This is a genomic window from Pseudoalteromonas sp. Z9A5 (genome assembly GCF_011378875.1).
Taxonomy (GTDB): Bacteria; Pseudomonadota; Gammaproteobacteria; order Enterobacterales; family Alteromonadaceae; genus Pseudoalteromonas.
The window spans coordinates 40,500-58,657 of record NZ_WTLC01000002.1 but is presented as its reverse complement, the minus strand read 5'-3'; the positions used below and the strand labels follow the sequence as shown (position 1 = coordinate 58,657).

The 18,158-nt window shown below is 38.8% G+C and carries 19 protein-coding genes; all 19 read right to left on the bottom strand.

From position 1 onward, the window contains the following. Positions 1 to 21: 21 nt before the first annotated feature. Positions 22 to 801 (bottom strand): chemotaxis protein CheW, encoded by a 780-nt coding sequence (locus tag GQR56_RS01805; RefSeq protein WP_166108959.1) that lies wholly within the window; start codon positions 799 to 801, stop codon positions 22 to 24. 3 nt (positions 802 to 804) lie between these two features. After that, on the bottom strand, positions 805 to 1,575 hold the full coding sequence (locus GQR56_RS01800; protein ID WP_166108958.1) for a ParA family protein: 771 nt from the start codon (positions 1,573 to 1,575) through the stop codon (positions 805 to 807). A 12-nt stretch (positions 1,576 to 1,587) separates the two neighbouring features. Continuing rightward, the gene (locus tag GQR56_RS01795; RefSeq protein WP_166108957.1) at positions 1,588 to 2,550 is read right to left on the bottom strand and encodes a flagellar motor protein MotB; all 963 of its coding nucleotides are present in this window, start codon (positions 2,548 to 2,550) and stop codon (positions 1,588 to 1,590) included. Positions 2,551 to 2,555: 5 nt separating this feature from the next. Continuing rightward, positions 2,556 to 3,320, bottom strand: a complete 765-nt coding sequence (locus GQR56_RS01790; protein WP_024610543.1) for a flagellar motor protein — start codon at positions 3,318 to 3,320, stop codon at positions 2,556 to 2,558. Next, the gene (locus tag GQR56_RS01785; protein ID WP_024610544.1) at positions 3,313 to 4,470 is read right to left on the bottom strand and encodes a chemotaxis response regulator protein-glutamate methylesterase; all 1,158 of its coding nucleotides are present in this window, start codon (positions 4,468 to 4,470) and stop codon (positions 3,313 to 3,315) included. Before GQR56_RS01785 ends, GQR56_RS01790 begins: the two co-directional genes overlap by 8 nt. Positions 4,471 to 4,527: 57 nt before the next feature. Then, the gene (locus tag GQR56_RS01780) at positions 4,528 to 6,768 is read right to left on the bottom strand and encodes a chemotaxis protein CheA (protein WP_166108956.1); all 2,241 of its coding nucleotides are present in this window, start codon (positions 6,766 to 6,768) and stop codon (positions 4,528 to 4,530) included. 15 nt (positions 6,769 to 6,783) lie between these two features. After that, entirely contained in the window at positions 6,784 to 7,551 is a 768-nt protein-coding gene (locus GQR56_RS01775) for a protein phosphatase CheZ (protein WP_166108955.1), read from the bottom strand. A 16-nt stretch (positions 7,552 to 7,567) separates the two neighbouring features. Further along, complete coding sequence (cheY, locus tag GQR56_RS01770) at positions 7,568 to 7,951, bottom strand: chemotaxis response regulator CheY (protein WP_024610547.1); 384 nt, start codon at positions 7,949 to 7,951, stop codon at positions 7,568 to 7,570. Between the two features lie 39 nt (positions 7,952 to 7,990). Beyond that, the gene (locus GQR56_RS01765) at positions 7,991 to 8,701 is read right to left on the bottom strand and encodes an RNA polymerase sigma factor FliA (RefSeq protein WP_024610548.1); all 711 of its coding nucleotides are present in this window, start codon (positions 8,699 to 8,701) and stop codon (positions 7,991 to 7,993) included. A 26-nt stretch (positions 8,702 to 8,727) separates the two neighbouring features. Beyond that, positions 8,728 to 9,588 (bottom strand): MinD/ParA family protein, encoded by an 861-nt coding sequence (locus tag GQR56_RS01760; RefSeq protein ID WP_024610549.1) that lies wholly within the window; start codon positions 9,586 to 9,588, stop codon positions 8,728 to 8,730. Beyond that, a complete protein-coding gene (flhF, locus tag GQR56_RS01755; protein WP_166108954.1) occupies positions 9,581 to 11,071 on the bottom strand; it encodes a flagellar biosynthesis protein FlhF in 1,491 nt (496 codons plus the stop codon). Before flhF ends, GQR56_RS01760 begins: the two co-directional genes overlap by 8 nt. A gap of 21 nt (positions 11,072 to 11,092) precedes the next feature. Continuing rightward, positions 11,093 to 13,204, bottom strand: a complete 2,112-nt coding sequence (gene flhA, locus GQR56_RS01750) for a flagellar biosynthesis protein FlhA (RefSeq protein WP_166108953.1) — start codon at positions 13,202 to 13,204, stop codon at positions 11,093 to 11,095. 81 nt (positions 13,205 to 13,285) lie between these two features. Beyond that, on the bottom strand, positions 13,286 to 14,416 hold the full coding sequence (flhB, locus tag GQR56_RS01745) for a flagellar biosynthesis protein FlhB (RefSeq protein ID WP_024610552.1): 1,131 nt from the start codon (positions 14,414 to 14,416) through the stop codon (positions 13,286 to 13,288). Between the two features lie 9 nt (positions 14,417 to 14,425). Continuing rightward, positions 14,426 to 15,205, bottom strand: coding sequence for a flagellar biosynthetic protein FliR (gene fliR, locus GQR56_RS01740; protein ID WP_166108952.1), 780 nt, complete (start codon positions 15,203 to 15,205; stop codon positions 14,426 to 14,428). 2 nt (positions 15,206 to 15,207) lie between these two features. Beyond that, positions 15,208 to 15,477, bottom strand: coding sequence for a flagellar biosynthesis protein FliQ (fliQ, locus tag GQR56_RS01735; RefSeq protein ID WP_166108951.1), 270 nt, complete (start codon positions 15,475 to 15,477; stop codon positions 15,208 to 15,210). Between the two features lie 41 nt (positions 15,478 to 15,518). Next, positions 15,519 to 16,259: a flagellar type III secretion system pore protein FliP gene (gene fliP, locus GQR56_RS01730; RefSeq protein ID WP_024610554.1), complete on the bottom strand. Its 741-nt coding sequence runs from the start codon at positions 16,257 to 16,259 to the stop codon at positions 15,519 to 15,521. Positions 16,260 to 16,263: 4 nt separating this feature from the next. After that, positions 16,264 to 16,647 (bottom strand): flagellar biosynthetic protein FliO, encoded by a 384-nt coding sequence (gene fliO, locus GQR56_RS01725; RefSeq protein WP_024610555.1) that lies wholly within the window; start codon positions 16,645 to 16,647, stop codon positions 16,264 to 16,266. Beyond that, positions 16,644 to 17,042 (bottom strand): flagellar motor switch protein FliN, encoded by a 399-nt coding sequence (fliN, locus tag GQR56_RS01720; RefSeq protein ID WP_024610556.1) that lies wholly within the window; start codon positions 17,040 to 17,042, stop codon positions 16,644 to 16,646. The genes fliO and fliN overlap by 4 nt, the downstream gene beginning before the upstream one ends. A gap of 20 nt (positions 17,043 to 17,062) precedes the next feature. Then, the gene (gene fliM / locus GQR56_RS01715; protein ID WP_166108950.1) at positions 17,063 to 18,154 is read right to left on the bottom strand and encodes a flagellar motor switch protein FliM; all 1,092 of its coding nucleotides are present in this window, start codon (positions 18,152 to 18,154) and stop codon (positions 17,063 to 17,065) included. Positions 18,155 to 18,158: the final 4 nt, after the last annotated feature.

Sequence of the window (18,158 nt, the reverse complement as noted above, 5' to 3'; positions counted from 1 at the left end):
GTTACCCCGTAATGATCATTATTATTGACGACTATCTAAGCCTTTCTCCAATAATACATTTAAATTATCTACATCTATTAAAGCACACATTTTTTCTTTAATTACGCCAGCAAGCCATGGGCGCTTACTTTTGTTTGTACGCCATTTTACATCTTCTTTTCTTAATGTAATGTTATTTATCAACTTTTCGGCTTGAAGTCCCCATTGACTGTCACCTAAAGTAATTAAATATTGATAGTTAAGTGATGCTTCGAGCTCTTCATTATACTTTTCAGGCATAACCCACCGTGCAGTATCAACCACGTTTAGCTTTTCATCTCTGTTAAGCATAACGCCTTTAAACCACTTAGGCTTCCCAAACAAATGATTTACCTCACCTAAATGATGAATCCCGCCAAGTGCTTTTAAAGGTACAGCAAGCGTTAGCCCTGCAACTTCAAAAAATAACGCTTGAAATTCATCTTCAAAATAATCTTCTTGGTTTTGTGTTTTAAGTAATTGCTCAGGCTCTTCAGATAAGTGCATTGCAGTATCGTCAATAACATCAACAACGGTATCGGCAACTACATCATCACTTTCAGTAATTAAAGGCTCTACTTCAGTTATTTTTAAATCTTGTTGAACAACTTTTTCTGCCTGCTCTTTAGGCTTTAAATTAACTTGCTCTTGCTGGGCGGCCTCCGGCACTTGTTCGAGTAATTTAGCAACCGGTTCAAGGTTATCTTCGGGCTCATCGTCACATAACAACGCACCTAAGTATTGAGTCATTACTTTTTCATTAGCAAATAATTGCTTACTCATTTATTAACCTTGTTCAATTAAATAATCTAGCAATGCTTTATACGCAAATACACCTCGAGAGCGAGGACAAAACTCAACAGGGACTTTTTGTGCAAAGCTTGCATCTCTAAACTTTGTATCAACCGGAATTACACCCGGCCAAACTTTATCTTTATATGTATCTCGCAGTGTTTTATATGCTTCTAACGATGCTTTTGTACGCTTATCATACATAGTAGGAATTATAGTATATTGATAGCTTTTCGCTTGAGAGGTTTGCATTAACTCCATAGTACGCATCATTCTATCGAGGCCTTTTAAGGCTAAAAACTCTGTTTGTACAGGCACTAAAATACGTTCACTCGCCGCAAGTGCGTTCACCATTAATACCCCCAGTACAGGAGGACAATCAAGAATGGCATAATCGTAATGTTCACTTATTTTTGCAAGCGCTTTTTTTAATATTAATCCCATCCCAGTTTTATTTCCCATACTTCTATCTAATGTGGCTATTGCCATAGTCGCAGGTAAAATATCAAGGTTTTCGAGTGTTGATGGGCATAATGCTTGGAGTATTTCCTCGCTTTGCATACTCGTTCCGCGTGCAAAAATATCATATACACTAATTTCTAAATCTTCTGAGTCAATACCAAAGTAATATGTGAGTGATGCATGGGGATCTGTATCTATAAGCAATACGCGCTTACCTTGCAATGCAAGAATACCAGCAAGGCTAACAGCAGTTGTTGTTTTACCTACTCCACCTTTTTGATTTGCTACAGTCCAAATCTTCACATTACATCCTAATTACTGTTTATTGCGTGTAGTTATACGAATTCCACCATGAGGCAAACGAAGTATTTTTATTGTATCGTCATCTGAAGGTAGCTCAACTTCTGGTTCTGGCTGTACATCTTTATTTGTTTGTTCTGGTATTTTCGTTTCAAGTTTAGGGGGTAATCCATATTTTGAAAGCGCTATAACAACCTTACGATTTTCAGCTCGACCTTCACGTGTTTCGTTATCTGCAAAAGGAGAATATTGACCATACCCTTCTATTGCCATTCGAGCAGAGTTAATCCCTAACGTTTCAAGTTCAACCAAAATTGATGTTGCCCTAGCAACCGACAGCTCCCAGTTTGATCTAAAAATCTCATTTCGGATTGTTTCATCATCAGTATAACCACGTACTCTAATATAATTATCAACAGGAGCAATAATATCTTTAACTATTTTAACCACTTGCTTTGCACGAGAGTGTGCAACAGAGCTACCACTTGAAAATAACATTCCTGAGCTAAGTTCTATTATCAACCAATCTTCAGTTAATTCTAAACTTGCTTCACCATCTCGGATTTCATCAATGAGTGCTGATTGTAATTTTGTTAATAAGCTATCTAAAGGCTTTCCTAAATACTTTTGCTTTATATTGCTGGTATCACTTTGACCGTCAAGCAAGAGAGGTCCTTGCTCCTGTTTTTGAATATTCTCACCATAAAGTATCTCTTGTTCGGGTGTTACTCTATCGGTAAGAATACCATCACCATTAACTCCCTCCCCTTTTTGGGAGTGCTGGCGTGCAGATTTATCAAAAACTTGTTCGAGTGAATCCGATAAAATTTGAAACTTTTCTTCTTTATTAATAGCTATAGCATACAAAACAACAAAAAAGGCAAACATAATTGTCATATAATCAGCGTAGGATACAAGCCAACGCTCAGTATGCTGACTTTTTGAGGCAGTGTTGTTGCGTAAACGTCGGCGTAACATAGCCGTTATTCGTCCACTAAGTTAGGGCGTTCTACACGATAAGCCTCAAGCTTTAGTTCTATATTTATCGGGCTTTCACCTAAGCTTATTGCAATGACACCTTCAGCGAGCATTTCATGGTAAAGCATTTTTTGTTCAACACGTTGTTTTAGCTTATTTGCCATTGGCAAAAATAATAAATTAGCTAAACCAACACCATAAATAGTGGCTATAAATGCAGTTGCTACACCTGCACCTAGCTTTTGTGGATCTGTAATAAAAGACATAGCCTGAATAAGACCAAGCACGGCACCTAAAATACCAATAGTAGGACTGTAACCTCCCATTGCTTCATAAACGCGACCAGCCTCTAATAAACGGTCTCTTTCTAATAATAAGTCAATTTCTAGCGTATCTCTTATTTTGTGTTCTGAGCAACCATCTACAAGTAAACTTAACCCTTTTGCCGCATACGCATCAGGATGAGTAAGCGCTTCATTTTCAAGAGCAAGATAGCCTTCTTGACGCGCCTTTTGAGACCAACGTTTAACCTGCTCAATAGCCTCGTCAATATCATATTGTGGAGATATAAAAACCCAATGACTTATCTTTAACATTTTTTTAAATGTACTTGTTGATGTTTGTAGCATCACGGCACCAAGCGTACCACCAAGTACAATTATAAGCGCAGGTCCGTTAAATAATGCAGATACATCACCCCCCTCTAACGAATAGCCTATAGCTATAGCGCCAAGAGCAATAAATAAACCAAGTACCGAAAGCTTATCCACAACCTATCTCTCTTTTAATCCGCGTTGCCACCTCAGCTAAAGGCAAGCTTTCACTCGCTAAGCCAGCATTAGTAACTGCTTGTGGCATTCCATAAACAACACAGCTTTTCTCATCTTGTGCCCAAATAGTTGCACCAGTTTGTTTTAGCATTCTTGCACCATCGCGTCCATCAGCTCCCATACCTGTTAAAACAATAGCAAGTACATCGCCTTGGTACGCTTTTGCAACGCTTGCAAACGTTACATCTACACTAGGCTTGTAACTAATTCGCTCACTATGATCTTCAAATACTCGTAATGTTTTAGCTGAGCCGCGTCCCTCTACCATCATTTGTTGTCCACCAGGCGCTAAATAAGCAGTACCCGGTTGTAGGCGATCGCCTTGTTGTGCCTCTTTTACTTTAATTTGGCACAACCCATTTAAGCGAGCCGCAAATGCCGGTGTAAATGCAGCGGGCATATGCTGAATCAATAAAATAGGATGCGCAAAGTTAGCCGGTAATTGAGTTAATATTGTTTGTAATGCAACAGGCCCTCCTGTTGAAGTTCCAATAACAACAAGTTTATACTGCTTTCCACTCGCGCGTATTGACGGTGTATTAGCTCTAGAATGAGCAACAGTTGTAGATTCTTCACGTTGAAAGCTTCTATCTGGCTGCTTTATACTTGTATTTTTAGCTAAGCTTGAGGGTGTTACAGGGGTATTGGATGTAAGCTTTGTTGGTGTAAGAGGCTTAAAAGAACGCGGGATGCGTCTACGACCAATTTCTTTAACCTTTGTTTGTAAAAGTTTTATAGCATCTTCATTGTTACGCGCAATATCTTCAAACTTTTTAGGTAAAAAATCCATTGCACCAGCGTCTAAAGCATCAAGTGTTGCTGTTGCTCCATTACGTGTTAAAGATGAAAACATCAAAATAGGCGTTGGATTACTCGCCATGATCTCTTTTACCGCACTAATACCATCAAGCACAGGCATTTCTACATCCATTGTAATCATATCAGGGCGTAGCTGAGCTGTTTTATCAACAGCCTCTCTACCATTAACGGCAAAGCCTATAACTTCAATATCGCTATCTTGCTCAAGAATTTCACTTACTCTGCGGCGAAAAAAACTTGAATCGTCAACAACTAAAACTTTAACGGCCATTTAGCTCTCTTATTTAATTTAAGTGTAGATGCACCTTACAGTGCATCTACTTTATTATCAGCCAGCGTAATGTTTTAACAGGTTAGGAACATCTAAAATCAGCGCTATACCACCATCCGAAGTAATAGTCGCACCGGCCATGCCTGGTGTACCTTGTAATAGAGCATCAAGTGGTTTTATAACCACTTCTTCTTGCCCGATCAATGAGTCAACAACAAAGCCTACTTGTTGCGTGCCTATTTGCACAATAACAACGTGTCCTTGGGCCTTACGTTGTGAGCGGTCGGCGCCTTTCACTAACCAATGCTCTAGGTAAAATAGTGGAATTGCTTTTTTACGAACAATAACAGTTAGTTGACCATTCACTACATTTGTTTTATTTAAATCAAAGTGAAAAATTTCACTAACGCCAGCCAGAGGCAATGCAAATGTTTGCTCACCAACAATAACCATTAAGGTTGGTAATATAGCCAGTGTTAGCGGTACTTTTATTTCTAAAATAGTACCAACACCTAGTTCAGATTGAATACTTACAGAGCCATTAAGTTGAATGATTTTGGTTTTAACTACATCCATACCTACACCGCGACCTGAAATATCCGAAATCTCTTCTTTAGTCGAAAAGCCAGGCGCAAAAATTAGGTTATATGCTTCAGTATCAGAAAGTCGACTTGCTTGGTCATGATCAAGTACGCCTTTGTTAATTGCTATTTTTTTCAGCTTTTCAGCATCCATACCAGCACCATCATCTTGAATGGTAAGTAAAATATGGTCGCCTTGTTGAGAAGCGGATAAGGTAACAGTACCTGTTCTTGGTTTTCCTGCGGCTTCGCGTAAATCAGGCATTTCAATACCATGATCAACTGAATTTCGCACTAAATGCACTAGCGGATCGGCAAGAGCTTCAACTAAGTTTTTATCTAAGTCGGTTTCTTCACCGATTAGTAATAAATTAATGTCTTTATTTAAAGTTCTCGCTAAATCTCGAACAACGCGAGGAAAACGACCAAATACTTTTTTGATAGGCTGCATGCGTGTTTTCATAACCGCACCTTGCAAATCAGCTGTAACAACATCTAAGTTAGATATTGCTTTACCCATTGCTTCACTATCTGAATTAGTCGCTAAGCTAACCAAACGATTACGTACCAATACCAACTCACCTACCATGTTCATAATTTGATCAAGGCGCTTAGTATCAACACGTACTGTAGTTTCTGCTGCCGGTGGTGTTGCTTTTTTAACAGCAGGTGTGCTCGGCGCTTTAACAACCGGTTTACCTACTGGTTTTATTGCTGCTTTTACAACTGGTGCTTTTGCCGGTTCAGCTTTTTTATTTTGTACTACTGGAGCGACTTTCGCAGATGCTGGTTTTTTAGGTGCAGCCGAAACGTTTTCAATCGATTTAGGTGCACTTCCTTTGCCATGAAGTTCATCAAGCAAAGCTTCAAATTCATCATCACTAATTTCATCATTTGAAGAGTCTATAGCATTAGTAGCTGAGGATGATTTTTGTTCTGTACCTTTATTAGTTGGGCTCGTATTTTGAGTCGCTATTGAGTCATTTTTTATTTCGACAGCACCAAAACTACCCACGCCATGTAACTCATCTAATAAGTTATCAAACTCATCATCTGTAATATCACCACTCAAATCATTGCTACTTATTGACCCTTGAATGGTAGGGCTTTTGCCTTTTCCATGTAATTCGTCAAGTAAGTTTTCAAATTCATCTTCCGTTATTTCATCAATTTGAGTATCAGAAGTAGATGCAGTTGACCCTGTAGGAGGGTTAAATAACTCATCAAAAGCAAATGGGTCTTCGTCATCTAATTCTGGGGCTTCAACTATTTCATTTTGAGGTTGCTCAATATCAACCTCTGAAGATGAACCGGTGAGTTCTTCCTCTGTTGGTGGTAAGCCTAATTTATGTAAAACTTGAAGTAATTGAGGATCTGCGGGTTCTGGCTTATCGCGATTTTGAATCGTTGCGAACATTTCATTAATGGTGTCGAGTGCTTGTAAAATAACATCCATTAATTCAGAGTTTACTGTGCGTACACCCTGTCTGAGTAAATCGAATACATTTTCTGCGCCATGACAAGCATCAACCAACTCCGTCATTGCTAAGAATCCTGCACCACCTTTTACGGTATGAAAGCCTCTGAATATAGCATTCAATAACTCTGTATCTTCTGGATTGTTCTCCAGTTCAACTAACTGTTCAGATAAAAGCTCAAGGATTTCTCCTGCCTCTACAAGAAAGTCTTGTAAAATATCTTCATCGACTTCAAACATGCAGTTACTCTCCTCTTAGAAGCCCAAACTTGATAAAAGATCATCGACTTCATCTTGATCAGATACAACATCATTACGCGATTCTTTATCAATAATAGGGCCTTCTGGTCCTGCTAATGTTTGTGCGCTAACCGGGTCTTCTGTTTTTTGTTGTTCTATTGTGTCAGCAGTATTCACATCTTGCGCAGCAAAAGCTGTTAACAGATGGAGTAAGCTTTCTTCAACTTCTCTTACAAGCTCCATAACTCGACGAATAACTTGCCCTGTCAAATCTTGGTAATCTTGAGCCATGAGTATATTGGTCATTAAGCTTTGTAATTCATCAGTTTTATGATGAGAGTTATTCATAAACTTATCGATGCTGTGGCATAGTGTTTTAAATTCGCCAAGATCAATTTCGCGGCTCATTAAGCGATCCCATGTCGGTTTAATATGGGCCACTTCATTAGCTAACTCCTGAGCTATTGGTAACCCAGCTTCAACCGCATCCATTGTTTTATTAGCAGCGTTTTCTGTCATTTCTATAACATAATTAAGCCGCTTTTGAGCATCTGGAATAGCATCAGTTGTTATGTTGGTTAAACGCGTATCAAGCTCAAAACTTTTTAAAGCTTCGTGTAATTGACGAGTTAATTTTCCAACTTCAGCAAATATTTCTGACTGCTCTTTAGACGCGGTGTCTAAAATTAATTCATCGGCTTTATCTTGCTCACCATTTTCTAAAAAAACAACGAGCTGGCGAGCTTGTTCTAACGTTATTCGAGGCGCAGCAAGTGCTGACATAAGCCTCTCCCCTTCATTAACCTAAGCGTTCAAACACTTTTTCTAATTTTGTTTTCAATGTTCCAGCCGTAAATGGTTTAACAATATAACCATTAACACCAGCTTGAGCTGCAGCTATTATCTGTTCTTTCTTAGCTTCTGCAGTCACCATTAAAACAGGTAGGTGCTTTAGTTTATCATCAGCTCTAATCGCCCTTAAAAGGTCAATACCCTGCATTCCAGGCATATTCCAATCTGTAACTACAAAGTCAAATGATTGATTTTGTAGCATAGGTAAAGCAGTTGAGCCATCATCTGCTTCTTGAACATTAGTAAAGCCTAAGTCACGCAATAAATTTTTAATAATACGTCTCATTGTCGAAAAATCATCAACAACAAGAATTTTCATGTTTTTATCCAAAACATCCTCCGGTGAGGTCTTAACCTTGTTTACTTACTACTAGTTTATCCAGTCATTGATTTTTGCTTTGAGCTTAATCATCGCCTGACCATGTATCTGACTTACACGCGATTCACTTACATCGAGTATATGTCCAATCTCTTTTAAATTCATTTCATCGTTATAGTACAAAGAGAGTACCATCGCATCTCGCTCAGGCAATGACTTTATTGCACTTAACAATGATTCATTAAAGCGTTCATTTTTAACATTATTAAAGGGTTTGTCTAGCGTTAAATCTTGACCTGCTGGAGTGATAACATCGTCATCTATTCCCAAGTCTTCAATGCCTAAAATTTTACTTGAATTTACATCATTTAAAATATGATGGTACTCATTTAGCGAAATTTCAAGTTTTTCAGCAACTTCTGTATCTGTTGGCTCACGATTTAACGCTTTTTCTAATGTAGTAATAGTCTCGGCTACAAGGCGGCTTTTACGGTGTACTGAGCGAGGAGCCCAGTCACCGCGTCGCATTTCATCAAGCATTGCTCCACGAATACGAATACCTGCAAATGTTTCAAAGCTTGCACCTTTAGTAGCGTCAAAGTTTTTTGATGCCTCTATTAGACCAATCATGCCTGATTGAATTAAATCATCGAGCTGAACACTAGGAGGCAAGCGAGCAATTAAGTGACACGCCACTTTTTTGACAAGTGATGCATGCTTTTCAACAATCACATTTAAATTTTGTGTTGACTGATATCCCATAGCTCTATTTACCGATATTGTCATAATTAGCCGTTAACCAGCTTCTCAATAAAAAACTCTAAATGCCCAGAAGGTTGATTAGGTATAGGCCATTTTACAGCTTTCGTCGCGAGTGCTTTAAAAGCTAATGCCGCAGGTGAATTTGGAAATAATTCTACAATGACTTTTTGACGACGCGTTGCTTTACGCATATTTTCGTCATAAGGAACAATAGCCACCAGCTCCATAGACACATCTAAAAAGCGATCGGTTACTTTGGAAAGTTTTGCGAAGAGTTCGTGACCTTCGCGCATGCTGCGAACCATATTCGCAACAATCTTAAATTTATATACACCATGCTCACGACTTAAAACTTTAATAAGTGCGTATGCATCAGTGATCGATGTTGGTTCATCACAAACGACAACCATTACATCTTGTGCTGCACGTGAAAAGCTTAGCACCATATCTGAAATGCCGGCGGCAGTGTCTACAATTAATATATCAAATTCGGTATTTAATTCGCTAAAAGCACGAATAAGGCCAGCATGCTCTGATGGTGATAACTCAACCATACTTTGAGAGCCTGATGTTGCTGGTACTATTTTAATTCCGCCTGGACCTTCAACTAAAATCTCATCGAGTTCACATTCGCCAGATAATACGTGCGATAAATTACGTTCAACACGCAGTCCAAGCATCACATCACAGTTTGCTAAACCTAAGTCGGCATCAAGTACTAATACTCGATTTCCTTGCTGACCAAGTGCTATTGCGGTGTTAAGGGAAACATTTGTTTTACCTACACCACCTTTACCACCGGTCACAGCGATAACTTTTACGCCGTTGTTATTGTTTTGACTCATTTTGCGCAGGCCGCTTGCTTGATCTAATACTGTGTTAATCATACATCCCTACTGTGCTCGACGCCACTGATTGGTGTCTTGAATGTTGTGCTTTTATTCTTTTTAAATACAATTGCTCAGCTTTTTTTACTAGTTTTTCGGCATTTGCAACACGAATGTCTTCAGGAACTCGTTGACCATTAGTAAGATACCCTATTGGGAGGCGGTTTTGAATCGCAATACTAATAATCTCACCTAAACTTAAAGATTCGTCTAATTTAGTAAAAATACAACCACTTAACTGTACTTTTTTAAAATGCCTTACTGTTTCTTGCAATACGTTTATTTGTGCTGTTGCACTTAGTACAAGATAGCTACGAATATCAACACGCTGATTACGCATTAGCGTATTTAACTGCTCTGTTAAACGCAAGTCTCGTTGGCTCATACCTGCAGTATCTATTAATACTAGACGCTTATCTCGTAAATGATATAAAACTTCAGCTAATTCATTAGCATCTTTAACCTGCTTTACACCACAACCAATGATTCGACCATAAGTTGCAAGCTGTTCATATGCACCAATTCTGTATGTATCGGTGGTAATTAACGCAACTTTATCGGCACCGTATTTTTGTGCTCCTAAGGCTGCTAATTTAGCTACAGTTGTTGTTTTACCAACTCCTGTTGGTCCTACTAATGCGTAAACACCGCCTTGGCGTAGTATTTCATTATTGGTTGTTTGCATTTGGTCTTCGACCATAGTCAATAAAGCTTTCCAGCCTTGCTGACGAGAAACATCATCAGGAACAAAGCATGCCATTTGCTCTGCAACTTCTTTATCTATTCCCATACCAACTAAGCGGTCAATCATACATGCACGAGTTGGGTCGCGGCGTGCCATATCTTGCTGCATTAATCCTGATACTTGGTGTTCTAATAATTGACGTATTGCATTCATCTCTTCACGCATTGACGTTATTTCTTCACTTTCATTATTTTTAACTGTTTGGCGTGTAGTAACAGGGCTCTCTAAATCATCAAAATCACGGTCTAAATCGTCAAAACCTAAACTATCGGCTTGAGTATGTGGTCTTGCTGGTGCAGAGTTTTCACGTGCAAACATATTACTTGTAGGGCGTTGTTTTACTGCAGGCTCTTGATAATTTTCGGTAGTATCGATTCCTGACTGTGAAAACATAGATGCAAGTTCAGGAGAGCGAGGGCGTGGTGATTGACGCTCTAATAAGGCTTCTAGGCTATCAGCAACTTTTGCTTGTTGTACAGGCTTTGAACGTTGAGGTTCTGGTTTCACAAAGTTATGCATACTTTGTGATTGCGCCATACGGTTAGCACGCTCTGGCGGTGCATTTTGTGGTTGGGCTACTGCTTTAGGGGCTGCTTTTTCATAGTCAACAGCTGCAACAATCTCAACACCGTTGGCAAGCTTTTTGTTTGACATAATAACCGCATCAACACCTAACTCATCTTTAACTTCTTTAAGTGCAGTGCGCATATCTTTAGCAAAAAAACGTTTAATTTTCATTATTTAACCCCTGTTGAAATCTTATTGTTGGCCTACCGAGCTAACAATCTTAATCTGTCTTTCGTCTGGTACCTCTTGGTAAGACATCACTCGCAATCCTGGAATGGTGTACTTAACAAAACGAGATAACACAGTGCGTAACATTCCTGATGTCAGCAATATCGAAGGTTCACCAGCCATTTCTTGATTTTGATGCGCTTCACTTAATGATATTTGAAGTCGCTCTGCAAGACCTGGCTCTATTCCGGCACCTTCGTCACCTGCATTCTGTAATGACTGATGCAACATCTGTTCCAACTCAGGTGCCAAGGTTATGACAGGGATTTCTGAAGACATACCAACAGCATCTTGAACAATTAATCTGCGCAATGAAATACGTACCGCAGCCGTTAATACATCAGGGTCTTGGCTTCGAGGACCGTACTCTACAAGGGTTTGTACTATTGAGCGCATGTCGCGTATTGCAACACCTTCGTTTAATAGATTCTGTAATACTTTTACAATTGCAGTTAAAGGAAGCACATCTGGCACTAGCCCTTCCACTAAACGAGGATGGCTTTTAGCTAGCATATCAAGTAAGTTTTGAACTTCTTCATGACCAAGTAATAAGGCAGCACTGTTCGTTAATAATTGACTAATATGCGTAGCAACAACGGTCGCTGAATCAACTACGGTATACCCTAAAGATTGCGCCTCATCTTTTTGATCTGGCTTAATCCACACTGCATCTAGTCCAAATGCCGGGTCTTTTGTTTCCACCCCTTTTATAGGACCAAAAACTTGCCCCGGGTTAATAGCCAGCTCATCACCGTGTTTTAGCTCCCCTTCACCAGTTGAAACACCCATTAGTGTTATTCTGTATGCATTAGGGTCTAACTCTAAATTATCGCGAATATGAACCGGCGGTACTAAAAAGCCTAATTCTTGAGAAAGCTTTTTACGAACGCCTTTAATACGGTTTAATAGCTCTCCACCTTGAGATTGATCTACCAACGGAATTAATCTGTAACCTACTTCTAAGCCAATTACATCAACCTGTTGAACATCATCCCAGCCAAGCTCTTTTTGCTCTTGTTTATTTGCAACGCCTGTTCCTACAGCCCCTCCATTAGCAGCCTCTTCTGCTTCTGCAGCAGCGGCTTTAATTTTAACTTGTTGCGTGTAATAAGCTAAATACCCTAAAAGTGCACCTAAGCTTAAAAAGGCAAAATGTGGCATGCCAGGGACCAAACCCATTATTATTAAAATACCTGATGCAATAAATAATGATTTTTCGTTACCGAGTTGTTTCTTAAATTGATCACCCATATTGAGTGATTCATTTTGGCGCGTTACAACAATCGCAGTACCAATTGAAAGTAGTAAAGAAGGAAGTTGAGCAACTAACCCATCACCAATAGTAAGTAATGTATAAACTTCCATCGCATGACCAAAGCTTAAATTATGTTGAATCATCCCAACAAATAAACCACCGACTATATTAATAATCAAAATAATGATGCCAGCAATAGCATCACCTTTTACAAATTTACTCGCACCATCCATTGAGCCGTAAAAATCGGCTTCGCGCGTTACTTCTTCGCGTCGGTCACGTGCTTGCTCAGCACTAATAAAACCGGCATTTAAATCAGCATCAATTGCCATTTGTTTACCAGGCATTGCATCAAGGGTAAAACGTGCAGATACTTCTGAAATACGCCCTGCACCTTTTGTAATTACCACAAAATTAATAATGATTAAAATTAAGAATACAACCAAACCAACTGCGTAGTTACCGCCTATAACAACTGAGCCAAAGGCTTCAATTACTTTACCAGCGGAATCACCACCATTATGACCTTCAAGTAACACAACACGTGTACTGGCCACATTAAGGGCTAAGCGCATAATCGTTGCAATCAACAGCACAGCCGGAAACATACCAAATTCGACAGGCTTCATGGTATATACGGTAACCAAAAGAACCACTAGGGCTAAAGCTATATTGAACGAGAAAAGGATATCAAGTAAGAAAGGAGGTAATGGTAAAATAACCATCCCCAAGGCAGCAAGAACAAGTAAAGGTGTACCTACCCCTTTAGCATATTCTTTTTTATCTCTGTTAAGTTGTTGTAATACAGCTTTAAAACTCATAATTCTACAATTTCAAAAAATTGACACTACGTAGAATTAGCAATAACTATTCCAAGTTAATAAATTAGCTGTATTAAGATGTTAATACTTATAAGCATCGGGGATAGGAAGCTTACTCTTAAGCTTAGTTGGACGCTTTCCGCGCCCCTTATTAAAGCGCTTAAGCTGAAATACATAAGCTAAAACTTGAGCAACTGCGGTAAAAAGCTGATCTGGAATTTGATCGCCCACTTCTGCCGTATGATAAAGTGCTCGAGTAAGCATAGGTGATTCAACTATAGGGACTTCATTACCAATAGCGACTTTACGTATTTGCATCGCCATTTCATCTGCACCTTTGGCAAGCACAATAGGGGCACCTGCTCGCTCTGTATCGTATTTTAATGCCACTGAGTAATGCGTTGGGTTAGTAACAATAACATCGGCATCTGGTACATCTTGCATCATGCGCTTTTGCGACATTTGCCTTTGCGTTTGCCTTATTCGAGCTTTTATTTGAGGATCACCCTCTGAATTTTTATACTCATCTTTAATTTCTTGCAACGTCATTTTGAGTTGTTTGTTATGGTTATAGCTTTGAAATGGTGCATCAATAGCAGCAATAACAATTAACGTGCAAGAGAGCCCTAAAAACATCCATCCTAAAATCTCTAAGGCATGAATAATATTACCCGGTGCGCTTTCTACACTTAAATGAAGTATCTCATCAAAATAAGTATTAATTAAAAAAACAGCAAAACTAGCAACTAAACCAAACTTTAAAAGTGACTTTACAAGCTCAATAGCAGCTTGTGGACCAAACATGCGTTTAAAACCTTTCATTGGTGACATTTTACTCGCTTTTGGCGCAGCTGCTTCCCAACTAAAATTAAAGCCACCTAATAGCGTATTACCAATAAATGCTGCAAAAACAATTATTAATACAAACATAGCCATCGGAAACATTAAAGCATCTGAAACCTCTCCCCATACAGCAAACATTTTTGTTGTATCGTAAGTTTCACTTCGGTTAAGGCTGAGCGTCCTACCCATAATATTGTATAAAGCTTTGCCTATTTCAGGACCGTACATTAATAATGAAATTGCAGAAAAAATAAGAACAAACATAGTTCCAAGTTCTTTTGAACGGGCTATTTGACCTTTCTTTTTGGATTCTTCGATTTTTTTGGATGTGGGTTCTTCTGTTTTTTCTTGTCCTGAATCTTCAGACATTACTCTCTCCTAAGGCGAACAACCAACTAAGCTACACATTAACTCAATCATTTTTAACCACTGAAACTCAAATTGAGATACAAAGTTGCCCAGCGTAGCCCAAATAATAATAAGCCCAGCAACTAAAGTAAGTGGAAAGCCAATAGAAAAAACATTTAGCTGAGGTGCTGCACGCGTCATAATGCCAAACGACATATTTATAACAAGCATAGCGGTAAGAGGCGCAAGTGAAAGCACAAGCGCTGTAGTAAACATCCAGCTGCCCCACGTCACTATGTCCCAGTAATGATCTACAGACCACCAATTACCATCAATTGGCAATACATCAAAGCTATGCACAACCATTTGAATCATCATTAAATGACCATTAAATACAAAAAATAAAAGTGTCGCTAAAATAAGAAAAAATTGTCCAACAGCAGGAACACTTGCACCATTTGAGGGATCAATAACAGAAGCAAAACCTAAACCGGTTTGCATTGCTAGTATTTGCCCAGCTAATACAAAGGTATTTAATAAAAGGATAGAAGCGAAGCCAATAGCAGTCCCTATCAGCATTTGTTGTATAACAACTAAAATCATTTCAAACGAAAACAAGTTAGTAAAAGTAGATGGTGGTAGGACAGGCACAACAACAAAGGTTACAACAACAGACAAACCCATTTTTATTCGTGTAGGTACATTTTTAGCACCCAAACCCGCCATAATCATGATCATTGAACTGATACGTATTAAAGGCAGCAAAAAATCGCTCAACCATTGAATTACAACTGAAAATGGATACTCCACATTTAGCCTGCAATTTCAGGAATAAGTAAAACTAAGCGAGTAAAAAAGTCCATCAATTCTTGCGTAATCCAATGCCCACCAATTATTAAGGCGCTAATTGTAATTAATAAACGAGGTAAAAAGCTTAATGTTTGTTCATTGATAGAGGTTGCTGCTTGAAATACAGCAACTACTAAGCCAATTATTAAGCCAGGCACTACAATAGCAGAAACCAACTTAATAATTAAAAACAGAGCATCACTAAGAATATCAACAAAAATTTCTGGTTCCATGCTGTACTCCTAGTTAGGCATTTGCTTTTTATTAAGCATCATCATGTTCCTAAACCAAAGCTTTTAGCTAAAGTCCCCATAACTAAGCTCCAACCATCAACAAGTACAAATAGCATAATTTTAAATGGGAGAGATACAATCATCGGTGAAAGCATCATCATACCCATTGCCATTAAAACGGAGGCAACGACTAAATCAACGATTAAAAATGGGATAAAAAACATAAAACCAATAATAAAAGCTGTTTGTAATTCACTGGTTACAAATGCAGGGATCAACACGATTAAAGGTGTATCCTCGGGCGAATCTAACTGATCGTAACCGGCTATTTTAGCAAATGTTTCTAAGTCTTTAATTCGAACCTGCGACAACATAAACGTTTTCATAGGTTCTTTAGCAAGCTCAAGCGCTTGTACCGATGTTACTTGCTCGTTTAAATATGGCTCTATTGCGCGCTCATTTACTTGTTGATAAATAGGCGACATTATAAAAATGCTTAAAAAAAGCGACATACCTAATAACACTTGATTGGAAGGCGTTGATTGCAAACCAATTGCTTGGCGTAAAATAGCAAGTACAACAATAATACGTGTAAATGAGGTCATCATAATTATAGCGGCGGGTATAAAGCTCAGCGCCGTCATAATAGCTAGAACTTGTAATGTTACCGAGTAATCTTGCGTGCCATCTGCGTTTGTTGTAATAGTCAGTGCATCAATACCTTCGGCACTTACGTTGGGTGCAAACACAATAACTAAAATAATAAGCAGCCACTTTGTCATAATATCATTTCTTTTTATTTTGGTTTGTTTGTGGATTTAAGAGTTTACTAAAGCGTTTTGCCAGCTCAGGTAATTCTTTTTCACTTAATGGAGTCTCTAATTTATGCAGATAATTAATACTATGAGGTGTCACCCCTAATAAATGTTGTGCGTTATCTATTTCAACAACCAATAAACGCTCGCGTGAGCCTAACGGCAAACTACGGACAACTTTAAATTCATCACTATTTGCTAAATTTGGATTAAGCTTTTTAACAAAAAAAGCAAGTACCACAATAAGTACTAACACCATAACAAGTGACAACACCATAGAGAGTATATCTCCTGTTGGTGTTGCTACATCTGCTTTTGAAAAAACGGAACTCGTTAAAGCAATAAATGCATTCATCGTAGCTTTTTGATCCGCTCTACTTGGCTAATTACGTCAGTTAAACGAATACCAAACTTATCATTAACTACAACTACTTCTCCATGAGCAATCAAAGTACCATTAACAAGTACATCTAGCGGCTCACCCGCCACACGGTCAAGTTCAACAACTGACCCCTGATTTAGCTGTAATAAATTACGAATATTAATTTTAGAGCGCCCCACTTCCATCGAAATAGTAACGGGGATATCTAAAATAGTATCCAGTTTACGTTTTTCATCACCACTGATTTCGTGTTTTGAATCACTTAACTCGTCTAATTCAGCAACATGTGCCTCAGCACCGTTTTCTGGACTTTCGGCTTCTGCTAATGCTGCTGCCCACTCATCCATCGTATCTTGATCATCGCTCATACATTTAACCTTTTAATCAATTACCAGTCTAAGTCTACACCGTCAGAGAGGTGTAAATCATCTTCTAGTTCTGCTAATTCTGCATCTGAATCAATTTTCTTGCCGCCTTTAGTAAATACATGCAGCTCAGACTTAACTGAATCAGGACGTTTAATTTTTTCACTAATTTGTAGGGCAACATTGTCGCGAGAGCGACCCATTTTAGCCCTGAATGTAGGTAACTCTTCAACAAATACAGTTATGTGTTCAGGCATTTCCACTGGAATAATATCACCTGCTTTAAGCTCCATTATTTGTTTTAGGGTTAAATCAACTTCAAGTAATTGAGTCGACATTTCAACCTCTACATCCATTATTTCATCGCGAAGCGCTTTGCTCCAGCGTAAATCGGTATCTTCAGTATCAGACTGAACACCCGCATCTAACAACTCTCTAATTGGCTCAAGCATAGAATAAGGCAATGCAATATGAAAATCGCCACCACCACCATCAAGCTCAATATGAAAAGAACTAATAACAACAACCTCAGTAGGGCTAACAATATTAGCCATAGCTGGGTTTACTTCTGAATCAAGATACTCAAAAGACACATCCATAACGGGTGCCCACGCTTCTTTATAATCTTCAAAGATTATTTTAAGTAGCATTTGCACTATTCGGCGCTCTGTAGGTGTAAATTCGCGCCCTTCAATTTTTGCATGATAGCGACCATCACCACCAAAAAAGTTATCAACCAAAATAAACACAAGTCGTGCTTCCATGGTGATAAGCCCAGTGCCTTTTAATGGTCTAAATCGCACCATATTTAAGCTAGTAGGCACAAATAAAGTATGAACGTATTCACCAAACTTAATCATCTGAACGCCGTTAATAGACACCTCAGCGGTGCGACGCATCATATTAAATAGGCTAATTCGCATGTGGCGGGCAAAACGTTCATTAACAATTTCCAGTGTCGGCATGCGACCACGTACAATCCGATCTTGCGAAGAAAAATCGTACTGGAGCGTACTTCCTCCACCGTCTTCACTGTCGTGTATATCTTCCTCTTCAACGTCATCAACACCATGTAATAGCGCATCAATTTCTTCTTGGGATAATAAATCGCTCACGCTA

Excerpts from the sequence above, each read along its gene's own strand:
- GQR56_RS01805 (WP_166108959.1), bottom strand. The coding sequence starts at position 801 with ATGAGTAAGCAATTATTTGCTAATGAAAAAGTAATGACTCAATACTTA.
- GQR56_RS01795 (WP_166108957.1), bottom strand. The coding sequence starts at position 2,550 with ATGTTACGCCGACGTTTACGCAACAACACTGCCTCAAAAAGTCAGCAT.
- GQR56_RS01785 (WP_024610544.1), bottom strand. The coding sequence starts at position 4,470 with ATGGCCGTTAAAGTTTTAGTTGTTGACGATTCAAGTTTTTTTCGCCGC.
- GQR56_RS01780 (WP_166108956.1), bottom strand. The coding sequence starts at position 6,768 with ATGTTTGAAGTCGATGAAGATATTTTACAAGACTTTCTTGTAGAGGCA.
- GQR56_RS01775 (WP_166108955.1), bottom strand. The coding sequence starts at position 7,551 with ATGTCAGCACTTGCTGCGCCTCGAATAACGTTAGAACAAGCTCGCCAG.
- GQR56_RS01765 (WP_024610548.1), bottom strand. The coding sequence starts at position 8,701 with ATGGGATATCAGTCAACACAAAATTTAAATGTGATTGTTGAAAAGCAT.
- GQR56_RS01760 (WP_024610549.1), bottom strand. The coding sequence starts at position 9,588 with ATGATTAACACAGTATTAGATCAAGCAAGCGGCCTGCGCAAAATGAGT.
- flhF (WP_166108954.1), bottom strand. The coding sequence starts at position 11,071 with ATGAAAATTAAACGTTTTTTTGCTAAAGATATGCGCACTGCACTTAAA.
- flhA (WP_166108953.1), bottom strand. The coding sequence starts at position 13,204 with ATGAGTTTTAAAGCTGTATTACAACAACTTAACAGAGATAAAAAAGAA.
- flhB (WP_024610552.1), bottom strand. The coding sequence starts at position 14,416 with ATGTCTGAAGATTCAGGACAAGAAAAAACAGAAGAACCCACATCCAAA.
- fliQ (WP_166108951.1), bottom strand. The coding sequence starts at position 15,477 with ATGGAACCAGAAATTTTTGTTGATATTCTTAGTGATGCTCTGTTTTTA.
- fliP (WP_024610554.1), bottom strand. The coding sequence starts at position 16,259 with ATGACAAAGTGGCTGCTTATTATTTTAGTTATTGTGTTTGCACCCAAC.
- fliO (WP_024610555.1), bottom strand. The coding sequence starts at position 16,647 with ATGAATGCATTTATTGCTTTAACGAGTTCCGTTTTTTCAAAAGCAGAT.
- fliN (WP_024610556.1), bottom strand. The coding sequence starts at position 17,042 with ATGAGCGATGATCAAGATACGATGGATGAGTGGGCAGCAGCATTAGCA.